The organism is Streptomyces sp. IBSNAI002, from assembly GCF_052244475.1.
Classification (GTDB): domain Bacteria; phylum Actinomycetota; class Actinomycetes; order Streptomycetales; family Streptomycetaceae; genus Streptomyces.
Genome location: NZ_JBQPXG010000002.1, coordinates 1,168,180 through 1,193,308 on the forward strand (window position 1 = coordinate 1,168,180; position 25,129 = coordinate 1,193,308).

The following is a 25,129-nucleotide window of genomic DNA, read 5'->3' on the forward strand; positions in this document are numbered from 1 at the left end:
ATCGATTGCCGGGCAGGAGCCCGGAAGGCGAACCTTGCACGGTTTGGACCACTCGACCAGTCATGGGGCGTCATGCAGATCAGCGATCTTCCGTATCGGGATCCCGGGGTACCCGACGCCCGTTCCGGTCCGCGTTTCCTGTGGTGGCTGGGCCGGGGCCAGCTGGGCGGACAGCTCAAGAGCCTGTGCTGGGGACTGCTGCACTTCTCGGGAGTCGCCGGACTTCCGTACGCGGTCGGCATGGGCGTCGGCGCGGTCGTCGACCGCGACTCCACCCGGCTGCTGCTCGTCGGCGGGCTGCTCGCGCTGCTCGGCGTCGCCATCTCGGTCGGCGACGCCATGCTGCACCGCACCGCCGTCACCAACTGGATCACCGCCGCGGCGCGCGTACAGCAGCTGCTCGCGCGCAAGACCGCCGAACTGGGCTCCGCGCTGACCCGCCGGGTCGCCGCGGGCGAGGTGGTCGCGGTCTCCACCGCGGACGTGGAGAAGATCGGCTGGTTCGTCGAGGCCATCTCGCGCTTCCTGGCCGCGCTCTTCTCCGTCGTCCTGATCTGTGTCGGCCTGCTGTTCTACGCGCCCGACCTGGGCGTGGTCGTGGCCGTCGGCGTGCCGCTGGTCGCTCTCGCCGCGCTGCCGCTGCTGCCGCGCGCCACGCAGCGCGCCGACGTCCAGCGGGACAAGGCGGGCAAGGCGACCGAGCTGGCCTCCGACACCGTCGCGGGCCTGCGGGTGCTGCGGGGCATCGGCGGCGAGGAACTGTTCCTCGGCCGCTACCGGGAGGCCTCGCAGCAGGTCCGCGAAGCGTCCGTGCGCAGCGCCAGGATGTGGGCGCTGATCTCCGCGATCCAGGTGCTGCTGCCGGGCGTGCTGATGATCACGGTGGTCTGGTACGGCGCCGCGCTCGTGGCCGACGGGCGCATCGCGGTGGCTGAACTCGTCGCGGCGTTCAGCGCGGTGGCGACGATGCTCTACCCGCTGCGGCACTTCGAGGAGATCGCCATGGCGTACTCCTTCTCGCGGCCCTCCGCCACGCGGGCCGCCCGGGTGCTGTCGCTGACGCGTACGGAGGACGGCGAGCGTCCGGCGGCCGCCGTGGCGGCGAAGGCCCCGGCCCCGGGCGGGGACCTGTACGACCCGGAGACCGGGCTGCTGGCCGCGGCGGGGCGGTTCACCGCCGTCGTGTGCGGGGACCCGGACGTGGCGGGGCGGCTCGCCGAGCGGCTCGGCGGCCATCCCACGGACACGGCCGCCGACGGGCCCTCGGTGCTCCTCGGCGGGGTCGCGCTGGACGAGCTCGAACTGGACACCGCGCGCACGCTGGTCCTCGTACAGGACAAGGATCCGGTGCTGCTGTCCGGAACCCTGCACGACCTGTTCGCCGTACCGTCCTCCGGGGCGGTCGAGTCCGGTGCCGCGCTGGCGGCGGCCCAGTGCGCGGACGTGCTGGACGCTCTGCTCCAGTCGGCGCCGGACGGGGTGGACGACCCGATGGACGCGCGGATCACCGAGCGCGGCCGGTCGCTGTCCGGCGGGCAGCGCCAGCGGCTCGCGCTGGCGCGGTCCCTGGCCACGGACCCTGAGGTGCTGGTGCTGGACGAGCCGACCTCGGCGGTCGACTCGCACACCGAGGCACGGATCGCGGACGGGATCGCGGTGCTGCGCGCCGGGCGCACCACGGTGGTGCTGGCCTCCTCGCCGCTGCTGCTGGACCGCGCCGACCGGGTCGTCCTCGTCCACGGGGGAACGGTGGCGGCGGCCGGTACGCACCGCGAACTGCTGCACCGCGAACCGCTCTACCGGGCGGTGGTCACCCGCGAGACGGAGGACGAGCAGGAGCTCGCCCGCGTTGAACTGCCCCAGCTGGAAGCACTCACGGAAATCGAGGAATCCGCATGATCGGCCTGGCCCGGCCGGACTACGATCCGGCGGCCCCCGAATCGGCCGCGACCCTGCCCGTGGGCACGTCGGTGACCGTACGGGGCTATGTGCGCGACCTGTTCCGGCGCCACCGGCGGGCCTTCGTGGTGCTCGTGACGGTGAACGCGGTCGCGGTGATCGCCTCCATGGTCGGCCCGTACCTGCTGGGCACGACCGTGGACGATCTCGCGGCAGGGGCCCGCGAACTGCATCTGGGGCGCGTGGCGCTGCTGTTCGCGCTGGCGCTCGCCGTGCAGACCTTCTTCGTCCGGCTGGTCCGGCTGCGCGGGGCCATGCTCGGTGAGGAGATGCTCGCCGACCTGCGCGAGGACTTCCTGGTGCGGTCGGTGGGGCTGCCGCCGGGCGTGCTGGAGCGCGCCGGCACGGGCGATCTGCTGTCGCGGATCACCACCGACATCGACCGGCTGGCCAACGCGATGCGCGAGGCCGTGCCGCAGCTGGCCATCGGCGTGGTGTGGGCGGGGCTGCTCTACGGGGCGCTGGCCGTGACCGCGCCGCCGCTGGCGCTCGCCGCGCTGGTGGCGCTGCCGGTGCTGGTGATCGGCTGCCGCTGGTACTTCCGGCGGGCGCCGTCGGCGTACCGCTCGGAGGCCGCCGGATACGCGGCGGTCGCGGCCGCCCTGACCGAGACGGTGGACGCGGGCCGCACGGTCGAGGCGCACCGCCTCGGGCCGGGCCGGATCGCGCTGTCGGAGCGCCGGATCAAGGAGTGGACGGCGTGGGAGCGGTACACGCTGTTCCTTCGGACGGTCCTGTTCCCGGTCGTCAACGTCACCTACGTGACGATCCTCGGCTCCGTGCTGATGATCGGCGGCTACTGCGTGCTGCGGGGCTGGATGTCGGTGGGACAGCTGACCACGGGTGCGCTGCTGGCCCAGATGATGGTCGATCCGATCGGCCTGATCCTGCGCTGGTACGACGAGCTGCAGATCGCCCAGGTGTCGCTGGCCCGGCTGGTCGGCGTGCGGGAGATCGAGCCGGAGGCCGGCGACGCGAAGCTGGGGCCCGAGGGCCGGGACGTGCGGGCGGACGAGGTGCACTTCGGGTACCGGGAGGGCGTGGACGTACTGCACCAGGTGTCCATGTCCGTGCCGCCGGGCACCCGGATGGCGCTGGTCGGGCCCTCGGGCGCCGGCAAGTCCACGCTGGGCCGGCTGCTCGCGGGCATCTACGCGCCGCGCACCGGTGAGATCACCCTGGGCGGGGCGCGGCTGTCGCAGATGCCTGCGGAGCGGGTGCGCGAGCACGTGGCGCTGGTCAACCAGGAGCACCACGTGTTCGTCGGCTCGCTGCGGGACAACCTGCGGCTGGCCAGGTCGGGCGCCGGGGACGCGGAGTTGTGGGCGGCGCTGGGCGCGGTGGACGCGGACGGCTGGGCGCGTGCCCTGGAGGCCGGTCTGGACACCGAGGTCGGTTCCGGCGGGACGGCGCTGACCCCGGCGCAGGCGCAGCAGATCGCGCTGGCCCGGCTGGTGCTGGCGGACCCGCACACGCTGGTGCTGGACGAGGCGACCTCGCTGCTGGACCCGCGGGCGGCGCGGCACCTGGAGCGGTCCCTGGCCCGGGTGCTGGACGGGCGTACGGTCATCGCGATCGCGCACCGGCTGCACACCGCGCACGACGCGGACGTGATCGCGGTGGTCGAGGGCGGCCGGATCAGCGAACTCGGCTCGCACGACGAGCTGGTCGCGGCCGACGGGGCGTACGCGGCGCTGTGGCGCTCCTGGCACGGGTGACCGTGCTGCGCTTCGGCGGCCGGACCCGCCGGACCCGCCGGTCCGGCCGCCGAAGTACTGACCGCAGGGCCGCCCTCCGGGCGACGACGGGTGTTTGACGACAGGCCCTAGAGGAAGCCGAGGGCCGAGGCTCCGCCGAAGCCGCCCAGCAGGACGAACACCGGCATCAGCACCTTGAGCTCCACCCAGCTGCCGGCCCGGAAGCGCATCATCTTCGGCGGGCCGATCGGGTACCAGCGCTTGCCCGCGATCGGGATCGGCCACAGGACCGGGCAGCCGGAGACCGTCAGGGCGTCGCCGATGTCGTGGACGAGGGCCCCGAGCAGGATCGGCAGGCCGAGCCAGAGGTACTCCTGGCCCGGCCCGGTGAACAGCCAGCCCGCGCCGTTGCCGGGCTGGTCGAGCACTCCGGCCAGGATCCACGCGCTGGTGGCGCCGAGCAGCCACACCAGGACGTCGCTGGACATCCGGGCGGCCCGCCAGAGCAGGCCTTCGACCGCCAGCACCAGGTGGACGAAGAGCAGCGCGAGCACGCCCCAGCGGTCCGCGGTCACGGCCAGCGCGGAGGCGCCCCCGCCGATGAGGACGGCCCAGAGCCAGGTGTGGGTGAGGGTGCGGTGGCCCCCGGTGCGGCGGGCGTCCTTGGGCGAGCGGGTGGCCTTGTAGACGGCGTAGGAGATCTTGTCGACCACCTCGCACAGGCCCCGGGACAGGGGGCCGAAGGCCCGCGAGATCGTCGCCGACTTGTGGTCGAGGTCGGGGGCGAGGGCCGCCCCGGCGCAGATCAGCGCGCCGACCACGAGCACCGGCCACGGCATGGGGTGCCCGGCCGCGGCCGTCGCCGCGCCCACCCCCAGCCAGGCCGCTGCCCCCGAGAGTGAATGCGCCGGACCCATCATGGTCGTTCCCCGCCCCGGTGGTGTGGTGTGTGATGCCGTTCTCGGGCCCTGTCGACGGTTTCGCTCGGGCCGTCTCGACGGCACAGCGTACCGTCGATGATCTTCCTTCCGTCCGCCGGTTCCCTCATCCGGGGGGAAGCCAGGCAAGATGGGGGGCGTGACCCTCATTGATCAGCTCCCGCCGAACGCCGACCCCGACGCCCTCTTCGAGGCTTTCTCCTCGTGGGCGGAGGACCAGGGCATCGCCCTGTACCCGGCGCAGGAGGAGGCGCTGATCGAGGTCGTCTCCGGGGCGAACGTGATCCTGTCCACCCCGACCGGCTCGGGCAAGAGCCTGGTCGCTGCGGGCGCGCACTTCACCGCCCTGGCGCAGGACAAGGTCACCTTCTACACCGCCCCGATCAAGGCACTGGTGTCGGAGAAGTTCTTCGACCTGTGCAAGCTCTTCGGCACCGAGAACGTCGGCATGCTGACCGGCGACGCCTCGGTGAACGCCGACGCCCCGGTGATCTGCTGCACCGCCGAGGTGCTGGCCTCCATCGCCCTGCGCGACGGCAAGCACGCCGACATCGGCCAGGTCGTGATGGACGAGTTCCACTTCTATGCGGAGCCGGACCGCGGCTGGGCCTGGCAGATCCCGCTGCTGGAGCTGCCGCAGGCCCAGTTCATCCTGATGTCGGCGACGCTCGGCGACATGAAGCGGTTCGAGGAGGACCTGACCCGGCGCACCGGCCGGCCCACCTCCGTGGTCCGCTCGGCGACCCGGCCCGTCCCGCTGTCGTACGAGTACGTGACCACGCCGATCACCGATACGATCACCGAGCTGCTGGAGACCCGGCAGGCCCCGGTGTACATCGTGCACTTCACCCAGGCGCAGGCGGTCGAGCGGGCGCAGTCGCTCATGAGCATCAACATGTGCACCCGCGAGGAGAAGGACAAGATCGCCGATCTCATCGGCAACTTCCGCTTCACCACCAAGTTCGGCCAGAACCTGTCCCGCTACGTCCGGCACGGCATCGGCGTGCACCACGCGGGCATGCTGCCCAAGTACCGCCGCCTGGTCGAGAAGCTGGCGCAGGCCGGTCTGCTGAAGGTGATCTGCGGAACCGACACCCTGGGCGTCGGGGTGAACGTCCCGATCCGCACCGTGCTGTTCACCGCGCTCACCAAGTACGACGGCAACCGGGTCCGCACGCTGCGCGCCCGCGAGTTCCACCAGATCGCCGGCCGGGCCGGCCGGGCCGGCTTCGACACGGCGGGCTATGTCGTCGCCCAGGCGCCCGAGCACGTCATCGAGAACGAGAAGGCGCTCGCCAAGGCGGGCGACGACCCGAAGAAGCGCCGCAAGGTGGTGCGCAAGAAGGCTCCCGAGGGTTTCGTCGCCTGGTCGGACACCACGTTCGAGAAGCTCATCGGCGCCGACCCGGAGGCGCTGACCTCGCGCTTCAAGGTCACCAACATCATGCTGCTGTCGGTCATCGCCCGTCCGGGCGACGCCTTCCAGGCGATGCGCCACCTCCTCGAGGACAACCACGAGCCGCGCAAGGCACAGCTGCGGCACATCCGCCGGGCCATCGCGATCTACCGCTCGCTGCTCGACGGCGGCGTGGTCGAGAAGCTCGACACCCCGGACGCCGAGGGCCGCACCATCCGGCTGACCGTCGACCTCCAGCAGGACTTCGCGCTCAACCAGCCGCTGTCCACCTTCGCGCTCGCCTCCTTCGACCTGCTGGACCCGGAGTCCCCCTCCTACGCGCTGGACATGGTGTCCGTCGTGGAGTCCACGCTGGACGACCCGCGGCAGATCCTGGCCGCCCAGCAGAACAAGGAACGCGGCATCCAGGTCGGCCAGATGAAGGCCGACGGGATCGAGTACGAGGAGCGGATGGAGCGGCTCCAGGACGTCACCTATCCCAAGCCCCTCGAGGAACTCCTCTCCCACGCCTACGACGTGTACGCCAAGAGCCACCCGTGGGTGCGCGACCACCCGGTCTCCCCGAAGTCGATCATCCGCGACATGTACGAACGCGCGATGACCTTCACCGAGTTCACCTCCTTCTACGAGCTGGCCCGCACCGAGGGCATCGTGCTGCGCTACCTCGCGAGCGCGTTCAAGGCGCTGGACCACACCATCCCCGACGACCTCAAGTCCGAGGACCTCGAGGACCTGATCGCCTGGCTCGGCGAGCTGGTCCGCCAGGTCGACTCCAGCCTGCTCGACGAGTGGGAGCAGCTGGCGAACCCGGAGGTGGAGACGTCGGAGCAGGCCCAGGAGAAGGCCGACCAGGTCAAGCCGGTCACGGCGAACGCCCGCGCCTTCCGCGTCCTGGTCCGCAACGCCATGTTCCGCCGGGTGGAGCTGGCCGCCCTCGACCACGTGAACGTGCTGGGCGAGCTGGACGCCGAGTCCGGCTGGGACGCGGACGCCTGGGGCGAGGCCATGGACGGCTACTGGGACGAGTACGACGACCTCGGGACCGGCCCCGACGCCCGCGGCCCCAAGCTCCTCCAGATCGAGGAGGACCCGGCGCACGGTCTGTGGCGCGTCCGCCAGACCTTCGCCGACCCCAACGGGGACCATGGCTGGGGCATCAGCGCCGAGGTCGACCTCGCGGCCTCCGACGAGGAGGGCCGGGCCGTCCTCCGGGTCACCTCGGTCGGTGAGCTCGGTGCGCTCTGAGCGCACCGCCCACCCCCGGCGGCCCACAGGAACCGCCGGCTCCCGCTTCCCGCCGGCCCCGCCCGGACCCGACAGTGGAGAACCTCTGATGACGAACCCCGCCGAGAGACTCGTCGACCTGCTCGATCTGGAGCAGATCGAGGTCAACATCTTCCGCGGCGCCAGCCCGCAGGAGTCCCTCCAGCGCGTCTTCGGCGGCCAGGTCGCTGGCCAGGCCCTGGTCGCCGCGGGCCGCACCCTGGAGAGCGACCGCCCGGTCCACTCGCTGCACGCGTACTTCCTGCGCCCCGGGATCCCCGGGGTGCCGATCGTGTACCAGGTGGAGCGGGTGCGCGACGGGCGGTCCTTCACCACGCGCCGGGTCACCGCGGTCCAGCAGGGCAAGACGATCTTCAATCTCACCGCCTCCTTCCACCATCCGGAGGAGGGCGGCATCGAGCACCAGCTGCCTCCCCGCCTCGACTTCCCCCACCCGGACTCGCTGCCGAAGGTCGCGGACGAGATCCGCGAGCACCTGGGCTCCCTGCCCGAGGCGCTGGAGCGGATGGCCCGCCGCCAGCCCTTCGACATCCGGTACGTGGACCGGCTGCGCTGGACTCCCGAGGAGCTCAAGGACGCCGATCCGCGCAGCGCCGTGTGGATGCGGGCGGTCGGCCCGCTGGGCGACGACCCGCTCGTGCACACCTGCGCCCTCACGTACGCCAGTGACATGACCCTCCTCGATGCCGTGCGCATCCCGGTGGAACCCCTGTGGGGGATGCGCGGGTTCGACATGGCGAGCCTCGACCACGCCATGTGGTTTCACCGGCCGTTCCGGGCGGACGAGTGGTTCCTGTACGACCAGGAGTCGCCCATCGCGCACGGCGGCCGGGGTCTTGCCCGGGGCCGCATCTACGACCTGGAAGGCCGGCTGCTGGTCTCCGTGGTCCAGGAGGGCCTCTTCCGCCCGTATCCCGCTCAGCCTCCGCGGCCTGCCCGGTAGTCCGCGAAGCCGCCGCAGCCCCCGCCCGTCCCCGCCGTCCCCGCCCTCCACGAGGAACCGAGCCCACCCATGCCCACCCCGGCCCTCCCCTGCCCCTGCGGGCTGCCCGCCGCCTACCCGGAGTGCTGCGGCCGCTTCCACTCCGGCGCCCAGCAGGCACCCACCGCCGAACGCCTGATGCGCTCCCGGTTCAGCGCCTTCGCCGTCGGCGACACCGCCTACCTGCTGCGCTCCTGGCACTCCTCGACCCGTCCGGCCCGTCTCGACCTGGACCCGGGTCAGCGCTGGGAGCGCCTGGAGATCCTCGCGACCGAGCGCGGCGGGATGTTCGAGACGGAGGGCTCGGTGGAGTTCCGGGCGCACTACCGCGAGGGCGGGCACACCGGCTCGCTGCACGAGCACAGCGACTTCTCCCGCGAGGCGGGGGCCTGGGTCTACGTCGGCCCGCTGTCCCCCGTCGACTTCGACTGACCGCGCGCCCCGCTCAGGGCGAAGTCCAGGCTGGTGCGGTACCGGTGGACCTCCTCGGGCGGCCCGGCCTTCAGCAGCCGCAGGGCCACGGCCGCGGCCGCCGGCGCCTGCGGATGCCCGTACGGCGGGGGCGGGGCGAGGGCGGCCAGCACGATCCGCTCCGCCGGGTCGGGCACCGCCCGCAGCAGTTCCTCCTCCGGGAGCACGGACGCCAGCACCGCGGCCCGCTCCCACGGGTCGGCGGTCCGTCTCAGCAGCAGCCCGACGTGCCGCCCCCGCCACTTCCCCGGGCGCAGGTCGGCTCTGGCCTCCAGCAGATCGCGGTCCGCCGGGGGTGCGACCCCGCGCAGCCGCGCCGGCTCCCGCGCCGCGAACTCCCGCAGCTCCGCGGTCAGGTAGAGCCACACCACCGCCCGGTACCGGTTGATCCGGTAGCCGACCGGGGTGAGATGCCCGCAGCGGGCGAGCCGGGTGAACCGGCTCGGTCCGACGCCCAGCACCCCGGCCGCCGCCTCCGCTCCGGCCACGGTGGCCACCCGCTCGCGCAGCGCCTGGGCCCCGCCCTCGCCCGGCCGGCCCTCGGCGGCCCTGACCCGGTCCAGCTCGGCGCGCGTGTAGCGGGCGGCCCGGCCGGGCGCCGAGGGTCCGGCCCGTACGATCCCCAGCTGGACGGCCCGGGCGAACTCCCCCCGGGTCAGCCCCAGTTCCCCGGCGGCCTGTGCACCGCCCACCAGCACCTCACCGGGGCCGTCGGCCGGCACGGCCTCCCTGGGCACGGCTACCCGGAGCACGGCCACGGCCCCCGGCTGCATCGCCATCGTCGTCGCCATGGTCGTCGCCATGGTCGTCGTCGTTGTCATCATCACGGTCTCCCCCACGAGCATCGGTCACTCTGTGTGAAGACCGTAACTCAGCGCGACGACACCCCGCGAGCCCTGTGGACAACCCCGGTGGACGACCCCGGTGGCCTCAGCCCCCGGTGACGCGCCGCTCCGCGACCCCCAGGTGCTCACCCACCCGGTTGACCAGCAGCGTCATCTCGTACGCGACCTGCCCGATGTCCGCCTCCGAGGCGCTCAGCACGCACAGGGAGCTGCCCGCGCCCGCGGCCATGACGAACAGCACCCCTTCGTCGTACTCGACCATCGTCTGCCGGACCTCCCCGGCCCGGAAGTGCCGCCCCGACCCCTTGGCCAGGCTCTGCAGTCCGGCCGCGACGGCCGCCAGGTGCTCCGCGTCCTCCCGCGCCAGCCCGGCGCTCGCGCCCGTCACCAGGCCGTCGTTGGACAGCACCACCGCATGCCGCACCTGTTGGACCCTGCGCGTCAGATCGTCCAGCAGCCAGTCGAGCTGCTTGTCCAGTGCCATTCCGAGCCCCTCCCCGTCGACGCGCCCGCACGGCCGCGCCGTCCCCCGCATAGTCGTCCCGCAAGCCTTCCCCACCAGTGCCTTTCCGGCAAGGAGGATGTCCTCATGGCGAAGAAGATGACGCAAGAGGAATGGCGGGAGTTCGTCTCCCACTCCACCCGCACCGGAAAGCTCTCCACCGTCCGCGAGGACGGCAGTCCCCACATCGCTCCAATCTGGTTCGTGCTCGACGGGGACTCCTTCGTGTTCAACACCGGCAAGGACACGGTGAAGGGACGGAACCTGGCCCGTGACGGCCGGGTCGCGCTGTGCGTGGACGACGACCGGCCGCCGTTCTCCTACGTGGTGCTCCAGGGCCGCGCCGAGATCAGCGAGCACGCCGACGACCCGGAGGCGAACCTGCACTGGGCCACCCGGATCGGCTCCCGCTACATGGGCGAAGAGCGCGGGGAAGCCTTCGGCAGGCGCAACGCCGTCCCCGGCGAGCTCCTCGTCCGCGTCTCCATCGACAAGGTGATCGCCATGGCCGGGATCGCCGACTGAGCGGACCCCGGTTCCCCGACCCCGGAGCCCCAGACCCGGCAGCCGCCCGGCCTCACACCGAACCGGCCTGCGGCTCCACCGAGTCCAGCAGCCGGGCGGTGTGCACCCGCCCGGCGTACTCGACCAGCCTGATCAGCACTTCCTTCCCCGAGTCCTTGTCCCGCGCGTCGCACAGCACCACCGGCGTGCCCTGGTCCAGGTCCAGGGCCCTCGACACGTCGAGGGCCCCGTAACGCCGCGCGTCGGTGAAGCAGTTGACGGCCACCACGAACGGGATGCGCCGGTGCTCGAAGTAGTCCACCGCCGGGAAGCAGTCCTCCAGCCGCCGCGTGTCCGCGAGCACCACCGCGCCCAGCGCCCCTTGGGACAGCTCGTCCCACAGGAACCAGAAGCGGTCCTGGCCCGGTGTGCCGAACAGGTAGAGGGACAGTCCGGAGCGGATGGTGATCCGCCCGAAGTCCATGGCCACGGTGGTGGTCGTCTTCTGGTCCACCCCGCCCGTGTCGTCGACGAGTTCGCCCGCCTCGCTCAGCAGCTCCTCCGTGCGCAGCGGCCTGATCTCGCTCACCGCGCCGACCAGCGTGGTCTTGCCGACCCCGAAGCCGCCGGCGACCAGGATCTTCAGCGCGAGCGCGGCCAGTTCGGTGTCGTCCCCGGGGCCGGGGTCGGCCGGTCCGTCGTCGTGCAGTCCCATCACAGCGCTCGCAATCCCTCGATGACTTCCCGCAGAATCCGCTCGTCCGGCAGCTGTGCGGGCGGTACCGGCCTGCTGACCTTGACGTGTCCGCCCTCCAGCAGGTCGCCGAGGAGCACCCGCACCACCCCCACGGGCAGGTCGGCGTCGGCGGCGAGCTCCGCCACCGACTGGGTCTCGGACCGGCAGAGTCCGAGCAGGGCCCGGTGTTCCGGGCCGAGCAGCGACTCGGCGGCCGCATCCGTGCCCTCCGGATCCACGACGACCAGTGCGATCAGGTCGAAGCGGACCCCGTGGGGCCCCGGCTTCGTACGCCCGCCGGTCATCGCGTACGGACGGACGAGCGGGCCCGCGTCGGCGTCGTACCACTGGCCGTTCATGTGCCGGACCGCCGCCCTCAGCCGGCGGCCGGCGGACGCGCCGCGAACCGGGGCGGGGTGTAGAGGTGCTCGCCGACCTGCTTCACCAGGCGGGCCATCTCATAGGCGATCAGCCCGATGTCGGCGCCGGCGCCGCTGAGCACGGCCAGACAGGATCCGTCCCCGGCGGCCGCGACGAAGAGGAAGCCCCCGTCCATCTCGACCATCGTCTGGCGCACGCCCCCGGCGTGGAAGTGCCGGCCCGCGCCCTTGGCCAGGCTGTGGAAGCCGGATGCCACGGCGGCCAGGTGCTCGGCGTCCTCGCGGCTGAGCCCGCTGGAAGCGCCCACCGGCAGGCCGTCGTTGGACAGCACCACCGTGTGCCGGACCTCCCGGACCCGGACCACCATGTCGTCCAGCAGCCAGTCCAGTTCACCCGACCTGCGGACGCTTCCGTCGAGGCCGATTCTCTGGTGTTCGATCATCACACTTCTCCTTTGCTGCCTGCGCTGCCTTCACGGCCTTCGCGACCATCGCGGACCTCGCGGCCCGCGTGCGGGGAGTTCTCCTGGGCGCCGCGGACCCAGCCGGCCCGGTACGCGGCCATCCGGTCCCGGGCCTGCTCCGGGCTGCGCCCGGGCGGATCGCCGGCGAGGGGCGCGCCCGCCGGGGCCTTGGGGGCGGGCGTCTCGCGCAGCTGCGGGACCAGGCTGGCCTGGCGGACGCGGCGCGGGAGTTCCGTCACCGAGGCGGAGGGGGGTGCGGCGACGTGCGCACCCGTGGGCGCGCCGCCCGCGTTACGGGGCCGCAGTGCGGCCACCGGGGCGGGCCGGGGCTCCGGACGGACGGGCACGGGGTCCGGGTCTGCGAGCCCGCGCGCGTCCTCCCGTACGACGGTCATCGCGGGCGGCTGCTCCGCCCGCCCGGCCGGCTGCGGCTCAGGGGCCGGCCGGGCGGCCGGTGCGACGGCCGTTACGGGCGCCGCCGGCGCCGCGGTCCGCGTCTCGGCGGCGGCCCCGGCCCCGGCCCCGTGCCCGGGCTCCGGGGCGCCGGCCGTGATCGCGCCCTGGAGCATGGAGTTCGGCAGCAGCACCACGGCGGTGGTGCCCCCGTACGGCGAGGTCCGCAGGTGCACCTTCACACCGTGCCGGGACGAGAGGCGGCTGACGACGAAGAGACCGAGCCGGTCGCTGTCGAAGAGGTCGAGCGCCTCGGACTGCTCGATGCGCCGGTTGGCGTCGCTCAGGGTCTCGCGGCCCATGCCGAGGCCGCGGTCCTCGATCTCCAGGACGTATCCGGCGCCGACCGGCTCGCCGCTGACGCGCACCTTGGTGTGCGGCGGGGAGAACTGGGCGGCGTTCTCGATGAGTTCGGCCAGCAGGTGGGTGAGGTCGGCGACGGCTCCCCCGACCACGGCGGCCTCCGCGAGCTGGCGCACCTCGACCCGGGGGTAGTCCTCGATCTCGGAGACGGCGGCCCGTACGACGTTGGTGAGGGGTACCGGCATCCGCCAGGCCCGGCCGGGGGCCGCACCCGACAGGATGATCAGGCTCTCCGCGTGCCGGCGCATCCGGGTGGTCAGGTGGTCGAGCCGGAAGAGGTCGCCGAGCTCGTTCGGGTCGTCCGCGCGCCGTTCCATGGAGTCGAGCAAGGTGAGCTGCTTGTGTACGAGGACCTGGCTGCGGCGGGCGAGGTTGACGAACACCCCGGAGACGCCGCTGGCCAGCTCGGCCCGTTCGACGGCGGCACTGAGGGCGGCCCGGTGGACGGTGGCCAGGGCCTCGCCGACCTGGGTGATCTCGTCGTCGGCGGGCGGTCCGGCCGAGGTCTCGGCGGCGATGTCGATCTCGTCGGCCCGGCCCGCCCGGAGCCGCTCCATGGCGTACGGGAGTTTGCGGTGGGCGATCTCCAGCGCCGTGTTGCGCAGCGAGACCAGCTCCACGACCAGGACGCGGCCGATGCGGACGGAGATGACCAGCGAGGCGGCGACGGCGGCCAGGCCCAGCAGCACGGCGGCTCCGGCCGGGCTGAGTGCCCCTTCGGCGAACGGATCGGCCCGGTCGGCGGCCGCGGCGTGCGCGGCCCCCTCGATCTCGTGCATCGAGGCGGCGATGCCGTTGTGGGCGGCCTCCCATCCGGCGGGCACCCCGCGCGCGTCCTTGGCGGCGCCGGCCGCCAGCGCCCGGTCCTCGGCGGCGGTGAGGTCGGCGTAGGCGGCGCTCTTGGCGACGGACTGCCAGGCGTCCTGCTGGTCGGGCGGCAGGTCGCGGGCCGCGGCGGCGGTGAGGGCGCGGCGGGTCTCGATCGTGCCGGTCAGCTGGCGAAGCGTTTCGGCGCTGCGCGGGCCGGGTACGGCGAGCAGGGCGTCCTCCCGGGAGAGGAGCTCCGCGGCCCGGGCGAATTCCAGCAGGACCCGGGAGTCGGGGCCGAGTTCGGCGTCCTGCCCGCCGGTCAGGGCGCCGCCGACGGTGAGGGCCGATTCCACTACGCGGGTGTAGATCTCGTACGCGGCTTCGGGGGTGGCGCGGCGCCCGGTGATGTCCTTGCGGGCGGACTCCAGGGCCTCGGCGTCGGAGACGAAGGCCCCGAGGCGGACCACGATGTCCGAGCCGTAGTCGCCGGAGTCGGCGGCGGTGTTGCGCTCTCCGAGCCGCAGCCGCCGGACGGCGGCGTCGGTGCGCCGGGCCTGCTGGTCCAGGGCGGCCGGGTCCGCGGCGGGATCGGCGAGGAGGCGTACGGCGGCCCGCCGCTCGGCCTGGATCTCGGTGACGGCGGCGGCGACGGGGGTGCGTATCTCGGCGTCGACCTGCTGGACGCGGGTGAGCCGGGCGATGTCCTGGGCCGTGCTGACGGTGGCGAAGGCCCAGAGGGCGAGGAGGGAGACGACGGGGACCATCAGCAGCGAGACGATCTTCGCGCGGACGGTCGCGGGGCGCAGCCGCAGCCGGGGGCTCCGGTCGTGCGGCGGACCGGCCGGGGCGGGTTGCCGGAGTGCCTGCTCGGGGTGTTCGTCGGCCGGCGGTCCGGCGTGGGCACGGCGGCCCGTTCCCGCGCCGTGGCCGCCCGCCGGCGCGGGGAGCCGCGGCGCCGCTGCTTCCGGTTGTCTGCGGGGTGTGCGCATGGGCTCCTCGTTCCGGGGCGGTACCGACGGGTGCGGGTGGTGCGGTGTACGGGTGGTTCGGCGTGCGGAGGGTTCGGCGTGCGCGCGCTGGGAGTCAGTGGGGTCGGTGCGGGTCAGTGGGCGGCCGCGGCGCGCTCCCCCAGGCTCCGGACGGAGTCGGAGGCGGCCCGCTCGTCGGCGGTCGGCGACAGTGCGACGAAGGCGGCGGTGATGAACAGGTACGAGCCCAGCCCGACGGCGAGCGGAAAGATGAACTGCATGGCGGTGGCCCCGGGCAGGGCGGCGTCCGAGGGGGTGACACTGACGGCGACGGCGGTCATCCCGGTGTAGTGCATGCTGCTGACCGCCGCGCCCATGACGAGCGAGGCGACGGCCACGGCCACCGGGGACTTGATGTTGAGCGCGGCCCACAGGGCGGCGGTGGCCGCGACCACGGCGATGACGACGGAGAGGCCGACGGTGAGCGGGTCGTAGCTGACGCGGCCGTGCAGCCGCAGGGCGGCCATACCCAGGTAGTGCATGCTGGCGACGCCGAGGCCGGTGGTGAGGCCGCCCAGGACCAGGGCCCGGCCGCGTTCCTTGCCGTAACCGACGGCGAACACCCCCGCGCCGACCACCAGCATGGCGACGACCAGGCTGAGGACGGTGAGCGGCACGTTGTAGTGGATCTCGGTGCCGTTGACATCGAAGCCGAGCATCGCGACGAAGTGCATCGTCCAGATGCCGGTGCCGATCGCGGAGGCCGCGGTGAGCAGCCAGTTGCGCCGGGAGGCGCCCGTCGCGGCGAGCGCGCGGACGGTGCAGCGCAGCCCGAGGGCGGCGCCGATGCAGGCCATCACGTATGACAGCACGGGTGTCAGCCAGCCGTAGGCGGCGTGGTCCAGGTGTCCCAGGTGTCCCATGGCCACCGGACGCTAGTCCGGGTGAGGGCGCGAACAGGGGGAGCATTTCGAAAGCAGCTGTAACTGCTGGAATATGACAGAGATACGTTCGTGTTCGATCACGCCGCGTGCCTCCTTGCACACGGTCCGCAGGCCCGCGTCCGCCCGCCGGTGGGGGATCATGGGCACATGAGCGAAGACCACACGCACGTGCAGGAGTTCTTCGGGGCACGCGCCGCCGCATGGGACCGAAAGTTCCCCGGCGACGCGCCCGCCTTCGCGACCGCCGTCGCCGAGTTCGGGCTGCGGGCGGGGGACCGCGTGCTCGACGCGGGGTGCGGCACCGGGCGGGCCCTGACCCCGCTGCGCGCCGCCGTCGGAACCGCCGGCGTCGTCCTCGGGGCCGACCTCACCCCGCAGATGCTGGCCGCCGCGCAGCGGGCGGGCCGGGGCGCGCAGGGCGCGCTGCTGCTCGCGGACGTGGCCCGGCTGCCGCTGCGCGACGGGGCGCTGGACGCCGTGTTCGCCGCCGGACTGGTCGCGCACCTGCCCGACCCGGACGCGAACCTGCGCGAACTGGCCCGGGTGGTCCGCCCCGGCGGCCGGCTCGCGCTGTTCCACCCGATCGGGCGAGCGGCCCTCGCCGCCCGCCAGGGCCGCGAGCTGACCCCGCAGGACCTGCGGGCCGAGCACAACCTCGGCCCGCTGCTGGCCCGTTCGGGCTGGGAGATGACCTCGTACGCCGACGAGGACGCCCGCTTCCTGGCCCTGGCCGTGCGCCACGGCTGACACATGCGCCGTACGTCGGCCCCTTGCCCGGGATGCGCGGACGTACCCGGATCACGCCGGAGGCTGAGCCTCGGCTCCGGCGGGCCGGCGGGGATGCGGAACGGGGCAGCCGCCCCTGCCGGGCACGGGGAAGGTGCCGAGCTCACCCACGTCGTAGCCGCCGGGGTAGCTCTTGATCTCCGGGTTCTGCCGGCCGTAGTGCGGGGCCTTGCGCGGAGGCAGCAGCCGGACCGCGCGCCCGCGCAGCCGCAGGGCGCCCTGCACCAGCCGCCGCACCCGGGGGCGCGGGCGGGTGAGCCGGAAGGCGTCCAGCAGCGGCTCGTCCAGGAGGGCCAGGCCCACGCCGCGGACGGCGGGGGCGAGCGGCGCGGGGTACCAGGAGGCCATCAGGTCCAGCGTGGAGTCCGCGACCTTGCGGGCGCCCTCGTCCCAGCCGAACCGCTCCTCCTCGTAGGCGTCGAGCGTGGACTCGAACTCCTCGAAGGAGCCGGGAACGTCCGTGATGCCCAGGTGGCCGCCCAGGGTGGCGTAGTAGGTGGCGGAGGCGCGGCGCTCGTGGTGGGTCAGCGGACGCCAGCCGTACGCATCCAGCCAGCGTGCCGGAATCACCACGAACGTGCACAGGACGTAGCGCATGTCCTCGTTGGAGATGTCGTAGCTGCGGTGCATCTGGTTGACGCGGCGGATCGCGGTGCGCGCGGTGCCGTGCTCGAAACCGTGCTCCACGATGGCGTCGAGGAGCAGCGCGGTGTCGTCGTAGCGCTTCTGGGTGCGGTCCGTGAACTCGCCGGTCTCGGCCAGCAGCCCGCCGATGGAGGGGACGGCATAGGTGCGGAACAGGGCGAGCTCCAGGGCCCGGGCGAAGTCCCACGGGAACTCGTAGGTGGCGGTGAGCCGGTAGATGGCCAGGAAGTCCTTGTCGGGATCGAGACGGAGGATCTCCCTCAGCCGGTCGTAACGCTGCACCGGGTGTCCCTTTCTGTGGCGGGCTGCCAACTCTACGTGCAGGTGGCGGCCTTGGAAATCGTCGGCCGCAGACCCTCGACGGGTGGGTTACCCGCTGGTTAAGGTGCGCCGACGAGAGAGCAATGGGGAGGCCAGGTGTCCGACGACGAGGGTGGCGGCTCGCTGTACGTGCTGACCGCCGTGCTGCTGACCCCCGCGCAGTTCCCCAGCGTCCTGGGCGACGACTTCCCCGAGGCCTGCGCCCTGCTGGGCGTGGCGCCGGACGGGGAGGGCTACGGGCTGGTGCTCGGCCAGGACGAGGAGGGCGCGCGCTGGACGGTCGTCGTGGACGACGTCTCGCTCGTGGCCACGGCCATCGCCTCCTGGGACTGCGGGATGGACTACGACCTGTCCCCCGACGAGCGGTCGATCGTGGTCTCGCTGGCCGGCTGGCCGCTGGAGCTGTCGGTGGCGGCCGCGGGGATCCCCGAACCGCACGATCCGGAGCAGGGTGCGGACGGCACCGGGCGGGTGCCGCTGGCCCCGCCCTCGGCGGAGACCTGGGGGCCGGTGCAGCGGCGGATGGCCGCGGACCAGATCGCCCGGCAGTGGGACGACTGGCGCGAGCGCGAGGCGCTGGACGGCGGGGCGGCCGCCGCCACGCACCCCGGGCTCGCGCGGGCGCTGGCCGAGGCCCTGGCGTACACGCTGGCCCCGCACCCGGCCGGCCGGGTGCGCTCCTCCTTCGCGGCCGAGGAGGCCCGCACCCTGCGGGCGGACGGTCCCGGCTGGTCGCTGGTGGCCCGTACCGGTGACGCCGCCTTCGTCCTGCTCGACGAGGAGCCGAGCGGGGTGATCGCGGTGCCGCGCGACGGGAAGACCGACCTGCCGGAGCTGCTGGCGGCGCTGGACCGCGTCGCGGTGCGCCCGGTGTGATCACGTACGGGCCGTGCGAGGGGAACGGGAGAACGGGGAAGCGATGACGGTGGAGTGCGAGCCGGTGGGCGTGGTCGTGGGTGGCCGCGCGGAGGTGGCCGACGACGACTGGGGACGCGAGAGCGCGGTGATCCGCCTGGACGCCGGCCGGTTCGGCCCGGAGGCGCTGTACGGGCTGGAGGACTTTACGCACGTCGAGGTCGTCTACCACTTCGACCGGGTGCCGGCGGAGAAGGTCGAGACGGGCGCGCGCCGCCCCCGGGGCAATCCGGACTGGCCGCTGGTCGGCATCTTCGCCCAGCGCGGCAAGAACCGGCCGAACCGGCTCGGCGTCTCGCGGTGCCGGGTGGTGAAGGTGGACGGTCTCGACGTCCACGTGGAGGGCCTCGACGCGGTGGACGGCACGCCCGTGCTCGATCTGAAGCCGTACATGGCGGAGTTCGGCCCCCGCGGCGAACTGCGGCAGCCCGAGTGGGCGACGGCCCTGATGCACGGCTACTACTGAGCGGACCGCCGGACACCGGCCTTCCGGCCTTCCGACCGCAGGACACCTCGCCTCGGGCATCGGCCTCACGCCTCGGCCCCGGGGCCGCCTGTGCGGCCCCGGGCCGTCAGCGGCCTATCTGCTTCCTGGACATGCCGCGCAGCCGACGCCGCTGAGAGGAGTCCAGCAGGAGATAGGCGGCCGCGGGCACACCGATCAGGACCAGCAGCCCCGCCCAGAAACCGACCGCCCAGAACAACACGATGGCTGCCGCGACTCCGGCAACCGCCACCTTTCCGCTCGTGGACATTTGCGGACACCTCCACCCGTCGTCGACCACTACCCCCCTCAACGCACCATCGCGACCCCGCGTTCCCGGACGCCCCGGCCGTCCGCGAAGCGACCCGGGGCACGGCCGTGCCGGAGCCTCCGGCGCCCTCGGTGGGGTAACCTCGGCCGCCCTGAGCCCCTGGTAACCCCTGGTAGTCAAGCGTGAGGAATGCGTGCTCCCCGAGATCTCCGGCCTGATCCACTGCACGGCCGTCTTCCTTCCCGCCGACCCCGCCCGCGGCGGTCGGATCGCCCTCTGGCACCCGGACGGGCGGACTCCTGGCGGGCGGGCCCCGGACGGGCGGGCCCCGGGCGCGGGCTCCCACGAGGAGCTCCACGTCGTCACCGCCGACCTGCGGCGGACCGCCGTGACCGCCCTCGTGCTGCCCGTCGGCGAAGCCCTGCCGCTGCTCACGCGCGCCCGTACCGCGGCCGCCGACGGCGCAACCGCGCCCTCCGCAAGTGCCGCGTTCTGGGGCGCCGCCGCCCTGCTGGCCCTGCGCTTCCTGGCCCGCGGGCAGCTCCTGCCCGGGCTGAGCCCCGCCTGCCACGACGCCTGGCGGACCGGCCCGCTGGACGCCGCCGACCTCGAAGAGGTACGGGAACTGGCCGCCGCCATGCCCCCCGAGGCCCACTGCCTGCCCCTCGGCATGGACGGCCCGCCGCGGCTGCCCGCCCCCGAACCGCTGCTGCGCGCCTTCCTCGACGCCGTCGCCGACACCCTGCCCCGCTCCCCCGCCGCCCCCGCGGCGGCCGCCGGACCCGCCTACGCCGCCCGCCCGCCCCGCCCCCACCCCGAACTGCGCGACTGGGCCGCCGAGGTGGCCTCCGGCCACGACGCCGGCGTACGCATCTCCCTGCGGATCGAGCTCGACGACCCCGTCGGCGGGCCCGGCCGCACGCCTGACGGCACGGCCGCCGGCTCCCCCGGCGCAGCCCCCTCCTTCCGGGCCGTCCTCCAGATGCACGGTCCGGCCGACGCCGCCCCGGTCGCCGACGCCGCCGACGTCTGGGCCGGAACGGGAACGGCCGCGGCCGCCTTCCCGCCCGGGGCCCGGATGGACGCCCTGCGCGCCCTGCGCCGGGCCGCCCGGCTGTGGCCTGCGCTCGGCCCGCTGCTCACCGCCGCCGTACCGGACTCCGTGGTGCTCGCCGACGAGGAGGTCACCGAACTGCTCGGCGGGGCCTGCGCCGCGCTGGCCGCCGACGGGGTGCAGGTGCACTGGCCGCGCGGCCTCGCCCGTACCCTCACCGCCCGCGCCGTCGTGGGCTCGCCGGGCCCGGAGTCGTCCCCCGATTCCCTCCCGTCCGGCCTCCCGTCCGCCGTCCCGTCCGCCGTCCCCTCCGCCCTCCCCTCCGGCCTGCTCTCCCCCGGCGCGCTGCTCTCCTTCAGCTGGCGCTACGCCCTCGGCGGCCAGGACGACCTCACCCGCGCCGAACTCGACCGGCTCGCCGAGGCGAAGCGCCCCCCGGTCCGGCTGCGCGACCAGTGGGTCCTGATCGACCCGGCCGAGGCCCGCCGGGCCCGCGCCCGGCGGGACGGCAAGCTCACGGCCGCCGACGCGCTGGCCGCCGTACTCACCGGTTCGGCGGAGATCGACGGCGAGCGGGCCGAGGTGGCTGCCGCGGGTGCCCTCGAACGGCTGCGGGCACGGCTGACCGCCGATCCGCAGGAGCCCGGCGAACCCGCCGTCGCCCAGCCTCCCGGGCTGCGGGCCACCCTGCGCGACTACCAGCTGCGCGGACTGCGCTGGCTGGACCGGATGACCTCGCTCGGCCTCGGTGCCTGCCTCGCCGACGACATGGGCCTCGGCAAGACCGTCACCCTGATCGCCCTGCACCTGCACCGGAACCCCGACCGCGACCCCGGCCACTCCGACACCGGCCACGCCGGCCCCGGCCACCCCGGCCCCGCGCCGACCCTCGTGGTCTGTCCCGCGTCCCTGCTCGGCAACTGGCAGCGCGAGATCGAGAAGTTCGCCCCCGGCACGCCCGTGCGCCGCTACCACGGACCCGCCCGCACCCTCGCGGACCTCGGCGGCGGCTTCGTCCTGACCACCTACGGCACGATGCGCGCGGACGCGCCCGTCCTCGCCGCCACCGGCTGGGGCATGGTCGTCGCCGACGAGGCCCAGCACGTCAAGAACCCGCGCTCCTCCACCGCGAAGGCGCTGCGCACCATCCCGGCAGCCGCGCGCGTCGCGCTCACCGGCACCCCCGTCGAGAACAACCTCTCCGAACTGTGGGCCGTCCTCGACTGGACCACGCCCGGGCTCCTCGGCCGTCTCGGCACCTTCCGCACCCGCTACGCCGAGCCCGTCGAGAGCGGCCGCGACCCGCAGGCGGCGGCCCGGCTGAACGCCCTCGTACGCCCGTTCCTGCTGCGCCGCAAGAAGTCGGACCCCGGCATCGCGCCCGAACTGCCGCCGAAGACCGAGACCGACCACCCCGTCGTCCTCAGCCGCGAACAGACCGTGCTGTACGAGGCGGTCGTACGCGAGACGCTGGCCGCGATCACCGCGTCGGACGGGATGGAGCGGCGCGGCCTCGTCGTCAAGCTGCTGACCTCCCTCAAGCAGATCTGCAACCACCCCTCGCAGTACGCGAAGGAGCAGTCGGGCGCCCGTTCCGGCAAACTGGACCTGCTGGACGAGCTGTTGGACACGATCCTGGCCGAGGGCGGCTCCGCGCTCGTCTTCACCCAGTACGTGGCGATGGCCCGGATCCTGGAGAAGCACCTCGCCGGACGCGGGATCGCCTCGCAGCTGCTGCACGGCGGGACGCCGGTGCCGCGCCGCGAGGAGCTCGTCGACCGCTTCCAGGCGGGCGAAGTCCCGGTGTTCCTGCTCTCCTTGAAAGCCGCGGGCACCGGGCTCAACCTCACCCGCGCCGGCCACGTCATCCACTTCGACCGCTGGTGGAACCCGGCCGTCGAGGAACAGGCCACCGACCGCGCCTACCGGATCGGCCAGACCCAGCCCGTCCAGGTCCACCGGATCATCGCGGAGGGCACCGTCGAGGACCGCATCGCCCGGCTCCTGGAGCGCAAGCGGGCCCTCGCGGACGCCGTGCTCGCGGGCGGCGAGAGCGCGCTGACCGAACTGACCGATGCCGAACTGGCCGACCTCGTGGCGCTGCGCCCGACCCCCGGGAGTGACGGATGAGCACCCGCGACACGCACCCGTACGCGTCCCCGTACCCGCACGAGAAGACCTTCCCGGCGCTCCCGCCCGCCCCCGGCCGCGGCTTCGCCCGTACCTGGTGGGGCCACGCCTGGCTACGCGCCCTGGAGGACAGCGCGCTCGACGGGGAGCAGGTCAGACAGGGGCGCCGGAACGCGCGGGCGGGATCGGTCGGGGCCGTGACCGTGCGCCCGGGCGGGCTGACGGCGGTGGTGCGCGACCGGGACGGGACGGCGCACCGGACGGACGTGCTGGTCCAGGAGTTCACCGGGACGCAATGGGACCGGCTGCTGGGCGTGGCGGCCGGGGAGTCGGGGTACATCGCGGCGCTGCTGGACCGCGAGGTGCCCCCGGAGCTGGCCGAGGACGCGGCGGCGGCCGGGGCGGACCCGCTGCCCGGGATCGGTGACTTGGACCCGCGCTGCGACTGCGGCGAGTGGGACCACTGCCCGCACACGGCGGCGCTCTGCTACCAGGTGGCGCGGCTGCTGGACCAGGACCCGTTCGTGCTGCTGCTCCTGCGCGGGCGCGGTGAACGGGAGCTGCTCCGGGAGCTGGAGGAGCGCAGCAGCGCGGAGGCGCGGGCCCCGCAGCCGGCCGCGGACGAGGGGGTTGCGGCGGCGGAGGCCTTCGCGGCGCGGGCCGTCCTGCCGCCGCTGCCCGCGCTGCCGGGGCTGCCGCAGGCGCCGGGCCAGCCGCCGACGCTGGACACCGAGGCCGAAGCGGACGGGCTGGACGTGGACGCGGTGGAGTTCCTGGCGCAGGCGGCCGCGTCGGAGGCGTACCGGCTGCTCGCGGAAGCGCTGGCTCCGGGCCATGCCGACCGGGTCCCTCCACCTCCTCTCACGACTGCCGAGGACGCCGTACGGCTCACGGCGCAGGCCAATGACATCCGGCTCCGCGCCCGCCTGTCCGCGGCTACCGGACGGGACCGGGCGGAGACGGAACGGGCCGTACTGGCCTGGGGCTTCGGCGGGGCCCCGGCCCTGGCCGCGCTGGAGGACGACTGGACGCCGGACCGGTCCACGCTGATCCGGGCCCGGGCGGCGCTGGCGGCGGCCTGGGCGGACGAGGAGGCTCCGGTGCTGCGGCGGATCCGCGCCCGCTGGACGGAGGCGGACACCGGGCGCCAGCTCCGGCTGGGCCGGGAGGGCAGCTGGTGGCCGTACCGCCGCGAGGGGGACCGCTGGGTCCCGGCGGGCCCGTCGGCCCCGGACCCGGCCTCGGCCCTGACGGCCGATCCGGCGTAGGGCGGCGAGGCGCAGGACAGGGCGGGCCAACGGCCGGGCAGGCGTGGGGCCCTGTGTCCCGGACCGGTCCTCACGGGTTTCGGCGCGGACTGGCCGGTGTACCGCTTGTCGGGGGCCGGTCCCCGGACGACGATGGCGCTCCGGGTACCGCGGCACCACGGGAGGGTGGACATGGACGATCCTTCGGTGGCCCTGCCGGGCGGGACCGATCCCGCCGAGCGCACCGGGAACTGCGGCGGGCGCACGCCGCGTTCACCCGGGACGGGCGGGTGGAGGCCCCGGTCCGCGCGGTCATCGCCCGGTCCTGGCGGCGGTGCGCACGGGCCCGGGTCAGCCCCGAGTGCGTCCCCCGGGTGGAGCTGGGCGAGGCGCAGCTGCGCCCGTACCGCGAGGAGCACCCGATGGCCCGGGTGATGCCGCTGTTCCGGGACCTCGTCGGCACCTTCGCGGCGAACGGGGCCCACCTGCTGGCGGTGTGCGATGCGCAGGGCAGGCTGCTGTGGGTGGAGGGCGAGCCGGGCACGCTGCGGCGGGCGGAGGGGCTCGGGTTCGTCCCCGGCGCACGCTGGGCGGAGACGGCGATGGGCACCAACGCACCCGGTACGGCGGTGGCGGTCGGCGAGCCCGTCCAGGTCTTCGGGGCCGAGCACTTCAGCCGTCGGGTCCATCCGTGGACGTGCGCGGCGGCCCCGGTGCGCGATCCGCGGACGGGCGGGCTGCTCGGTGCGGTGGACATCACCGGCGGCGACGGTCTCGCCCACCCCCATTCGCTCGCCTTCGTGCAGGCGGTCGCGCGGGCGGCGGAGGCGCAGCTGGCCCTGCTCGGCCCCGGAGCGCCGGCGGCGGCGGGCGACACGCTCACCGCGCTCGGCCAGGACGAGGCGCTGCTGGTGGCCGGCGGCCGCCGGGTCCGGCTGGGGCGGCGGCACAGCGAGATCATGGTCCTGCTGGCGCACCATCCGGCCGGGTTGTCGGGCGAGGAGCTGGCGATCGCCCTGTACGAGGACGAATCGGTGTCACCGGTGACGTTGCGCGCCGAAATCTCCCGGCTGCGCACGCTGCTGGGGCCGTCGGCCCCGCTCTCGCGGCCCTACCGGACGGCCGGCCCGCTGGACGCCGATTTCACGGCGCTGACCCGGAACCTGGCGGCCGGCGCGGTCTCGGCCGCGCTCCACTGCTATCCCGGGCCGCTCCTGCCCGCCTCCACCGCGCCGGGCATCGTCCGGCTCCGGCGGCGGATCGAGGACCAGGCGCGGGCCGCGGTGATCGCCCGCGCCGATGCCGGGCTGCTGACCGACTGGGTGTGCAGTCCGTGGGGCGCGGACGACCCGGAGGCGTGGCGGGCGCTGGCCGCGGCTCTGCCGCCCGCGGACCGGCCGGCCGCGCTGGCCCGCGTACGCACCCTGGACGGGGAGCTCGGCGCGTACGGGCCTCCCGTACGGCAGCCCGGGCGTACCGGCCGCGGGCGTGCAACGTATCCGCAACCTGCCCGCTCCTAGCCTCCCCTCGAGCGCCGTCCGGCGGTGGACGGCGCCCGG

At 74.2% G+C, this 25,129-nt stretch carries 21 protein-coding genes and 1 pseudogene; 12 read left to right on the forward strand and 10 right to left on the reverse strand.

Annotated elements, in window-relative coordinates; translation table 11 throughout:
* Positions 1 to 72: 72 nt before the first annotated feature.
* Entirely contained in the window at positions 73 to 1,899 is a 1,827-nt protein-coding gene (locus tag ACTVZO_RS05770; protein WP_443297335.1) for an ABC transporter transmembrane domain-containing protein, read from the forward strand.
* The gene (locus ACTVZO_RS05775; RefSeq protein WP_443297336.1) at positions 1,896 to 3,677 is read left to right on the forward strand and encodes an ABC transporter ATP-binding protein; all 1,782 of its coding nucleotides are present in this window, start codon (positions 1,896 to 1,898) and stop codon (positions 3,675 to 3,677) included. Before ACTVZO_RS05770 ends, ACTVZO_RS05775 begins: the two co-directional genes overlap by 4 nt.
* Before the next feature lie 107 nt (positions 3,678 to 3,784).
* Here the strand turns inward: ACTVZO_RS05775 and ACTVZO_RS05780 are convergent, their stop codons facing one another.
* Positions 3,785 to 4,576: a metal-dependent hydrolase gene (locus ACTVZO_RS05780; protein WP_443297337.1), complete on the reverse strand. Its 792-nt coding sequence runs from the start codon at positions 4,574 to 4,576 to the stop codon at positions 3,785 to 3,787.
* 157 nt (positions 4,577 to 4,733) lie between these two features.
* Here ACTVZO_RS05780 and ACTVZO_RS05785 point away from each other — a divergent pair, with 157 nt between their 5' ends.
* The 3 genes from ACTVZO_RS05785 to ACTVZO_RS05795 all read left to right on the forward strand — a co-directional run bounded on the left by ACTVZO_RS05785 (position 4,734) and on the right by ACTVZO_RS05795 (position 8,709).
* Positions 4,734 to 7,256, forward strand: a complete 2,523-nt coding sequence (locus tag ACTVZO_RS05785) for a DEAD/DEAH box helicase (protein ID WP_443297338.1) — start codon at positions 4,734 to 4,736, stop codon at positions 7,254 to 7,256.
* An 88-nt stretch (positions 7,257 to 7,344) separates the two neighbouring features.
* Positions 7,345 to 8,238, forward strand: a complete 894-nt coding sequence (locus ACTVZO_RS05790) for an acyl-CoA thioesterase (RefSeq protein WP_443297339.1) — start codon at positions 7,345 to 7,347, stop codon at positions 8,236 to 8,238.
* 69 nt (positions 8,239 to 8,307) lie between these two features.
* Positions 8,308 to 8,709, forward strand: coding sequence for a YchJ family protein (locus ACTVZO_RS05795; RefSeq protein ID WP_443297340.1), 402 nt, complete (start codon positions 8,308 to 8,310; stop codon positions 8,707 to 8,709).
* Here the strand turns inward: ACTVZO_RS05795 and ACTVZO_RS05800 are convergent.
* Positions 8,673 to 9,572, reverse strand: coding sequence for a DUF6397 family protein (locus tag ACTVZO_RS05800; protein ID WP_443297341.1), 900 nt, complete (start codon positions 9,570 to 9,572; stop codon positions 8,673 to 8,675). The two genes, ACTVZO_RS05795 and ACTVZO_RS05800, sit on opposite strands and share 37 nt — an antisense overlap.
* Positions 9,573 to 9,678: 106 nt before the next feature.
* Positions 9,679 to 10,077 carry a roadblock/LC7 domain-containing protein gene (locus ACTVZO_RS05805; protein ID WP_443297342.1) on the reverse strand — a complete coding sequence of 133 codons (399 nt, stop codon included), beginning with the start codon at positions 10,075 to 10,077 and terminating at the stop codon, positions 9,679 to 9,681.
* A 105-nt stretch (positions 10,078 to 10,182) separates the two neighbouring features.
* On the opposite strand from ACTVZO_RS05805, the gene ACTVZO_RS05810 reads away from it, so the two are divergent.
* Positions 10,183 to 10,620: a PPOX class F420-dependent oxidoreductase gene (locus ACTVZO_RS05810; protein ID WP_443297343.1), complete on the forward strand. Its 438-nt coding sequence runs from the start codon at positions 10,183 to 10,185 to the stop codon at positions 10,618 to 10,620.
* Between the two features lie 52 nt (positions 10,621 to 10,672).
* Here ACTVZO_RS05810 and ACTVZO_RS05815 read toward each other — a convergent pair whose 3' ends face one another.
* The 5 genes from ACTVZO_RS05815 to ACTVZO_RS05835 all read right to left on the reverse strand — a co-directional run bounded on the left by ACTVZO_RS05815 (position 10,673) and on the right by ACTVZO_RS05835 (position 15,687).
* Positions 10,673 to 11,314, reverse strand: coding sequence for a GTP-binding protein (locus tag ACTVZO_RS05815; protein ID WP_443297344.1), 642 nt, complete (start codon positions 11,312 to 11,314; stop codon positions 10,673 to 10,675).
* Positions 11,314 to 11,694 (reverse strand): DUF742 domain-containing protein, encoded by a 381-nt coding sequence (locus tag ACTVZO_RS05820; RefSeq protein ID WP_069919003.1) that lies wholly within the window; start codon positions 11,692 to 11,694, stop codon positions 11,314 to 11,316. Before ACTVZO_RS05820 ends, ACTVZO_RS05815 begins: the two co-directional genes overlap by 1 nt.
* Positions 11,695 to 11,711: 17 nt before the next feature.
* A complete protein-coding gene (locus ACTVZO_RS05825; protein WP_443297345.1) occupies positions 11,712 to 12,158 on the reverse strand; it encodes a roadblock/LC7 domain-containing protein in 447 nt (148 codons plus the stop codon).
* Positions 12,158 to 14,794 carry a sensor histidine kinase gene (locus tag ACTVZO_RS05830; RefSeq protein WP_443297346.1) on the reverse strand — a complete coding sequence of 879 codons (2,637 nt, stop codon included), beginning with the start codon at positions 14,792 to 14,794 and terminating at the stop codon, positions 12,158 to 12,160. Before ACTVZO_RS05830 ends, ACTVZO_RS05825 begins: the two co-directional genes overlap by 1 nt.
* A 113-nt stretch (positions 14,795 to 14,907) precedes the next feature.
* Complete coding sequence (locus tag ACTVZO_RS05835; RefSeq protein WP_443303053.1) at positions 14,908 to 15,687, reverse strand: MHYT domain-containing protein; 780 nt, start codon at positions 15,685 to 15,687, stop codon at positions 14,908 to 14,910.
* 177 nt (positions 15,688 to 15,864) lie between these two features.
* Here ACTVZO_RS05835 and ACTVZO_RS05840 point away from each other — a divergent pair, with 177 nt between their 5' ends.
* Positions 15,865 to 16,464 (forward strand): class I SAM-dependent methyltransferase, encoded by a 600-nt coding sequence (locus ACTVZO_RS05840; protein ID WP_443297347.1) that lies wholly within the window; start codon positions 15,865 to 15,867, stop codon positions 16,462 to 16,464.
* Between the two features lie 51 nt (positions 16,465 to 16,515).
* Here ACTVZO_RS05840 and ACTVZO_RS05845 read toward each other — a convergent pair whose 3' ends face one another.
* Positions 16,516 to 17,430 carry an oxygenase MpaB family protein gene (locus ACTVZO_RS05845; RefSeq protein WP_443297348.1) on the reverse strand — a complete coding sequence of 305 codons (915 nt, stop codon included), beginning with the start codon at positions 17,428 to 17,430 and terminating at the stop codon, positions 16,516 to 16,518.
* Positions 17,431 to 17,565: 135 nt separating this feature from the next.
* Here ACTVZO_RS05845 and ACTVZO_RS05850 point away from each other — a divergent pair, with 135 nt between their 5' ends.
* Both ACTVZO_RS05850 and ACTVZO_RS05855 read left to right on the forward strand, forming a co-directional pair.
* A complete protein-coding gene (locus tag ACTVZO_RS05850) occupies positions 17,566 to 18,345 on the forward strand; it encodes a hypothetical protein (RefSeq protein ID WP_443297349.1) in 780 nt (259 codons plus the stop codon).
* A gap of 43 nt (positions 18,346 to 18,388) precedes the next feature.
* Positions 18,389 to 18,850, forward strand: a complete 462-nt coding sequence (locus ACTVZO_RS05855; protein WP_443297350.1) for an SAM-dependent methyltransferase — start codon at positions 18,389 to 18,391, stop codon at positions 18,848 to 18,850.
* Positions 18,851 to 18,956: 106 nt separating this feature from the next.
* On the opposite strand, the gene ACTVZO_RS05860 is transcribed toward ACTVZO_RS05855, so the two are convergent.
* Positions 18,957 to 19,139, reverse strand: coding sequence for a hypothetical protein (locus tag ACTVZO_RS05860; protein ID WP_443297351.1), 183 nt, complete (start codon positions 19,137 to 19,139; stop codon positions 18,957 to 18,959).
* Between the two features lie 193 nt (positions 19,140 to 19,332).
* Here ACTVZO_RS05860 and ACTVZO_RS05865 point away from each other — a divergent pair, with 193 nt between their 5' ends.
* The 3 genes and pseudogenes from ACTVZO_RS05865 to ACTVZO_RS05875 all read left to right on the forward strand — a co-directional run bounded on the left by ACTVZO_RS05865 (position 19,333) and on the right by ACTVZO_RS05875 (position 25,090).
* Complete coding sequence (locus ACTVZO_RS05865; RefSeq protein ID WP_443297352.1) at positions 19,333 to 22,323, forward strand: DEAD/DEAH box helicase; 2,991 nt, start codon at positions 19,333 to 19,335, stop codon at positions 22,321 to 22,323.
* The gene (locus tag ACTVZO_RS05870) at positions 22,320 to 23,591 is read left to right on the forward strand and encodes an SWIM zinc finger family protein (protein ID WP_443297353.1); all 1,272 of its coding nucleotides are present in this window, start codon (positions 22,320 to 22,322) and stop codon (positions 23,589 to 23,591) included. The genes ACTVZO_RS05865 and ACTVZO_RS05870 overlap by 4 nt, the downstream gene beginning before the upstream one ends.
* A 171-nt stretch (positions 23,592 to 23,762) precedes the next feature.
* Positions 23,763 to 25,090, forward strand: a pseudogene (locus ACTVZO_RS05875) (GAF domain-containing protein).
* The last annotated feature ends 39 nt before the right edge of the window (positions 25,091 to 25,129 follow it).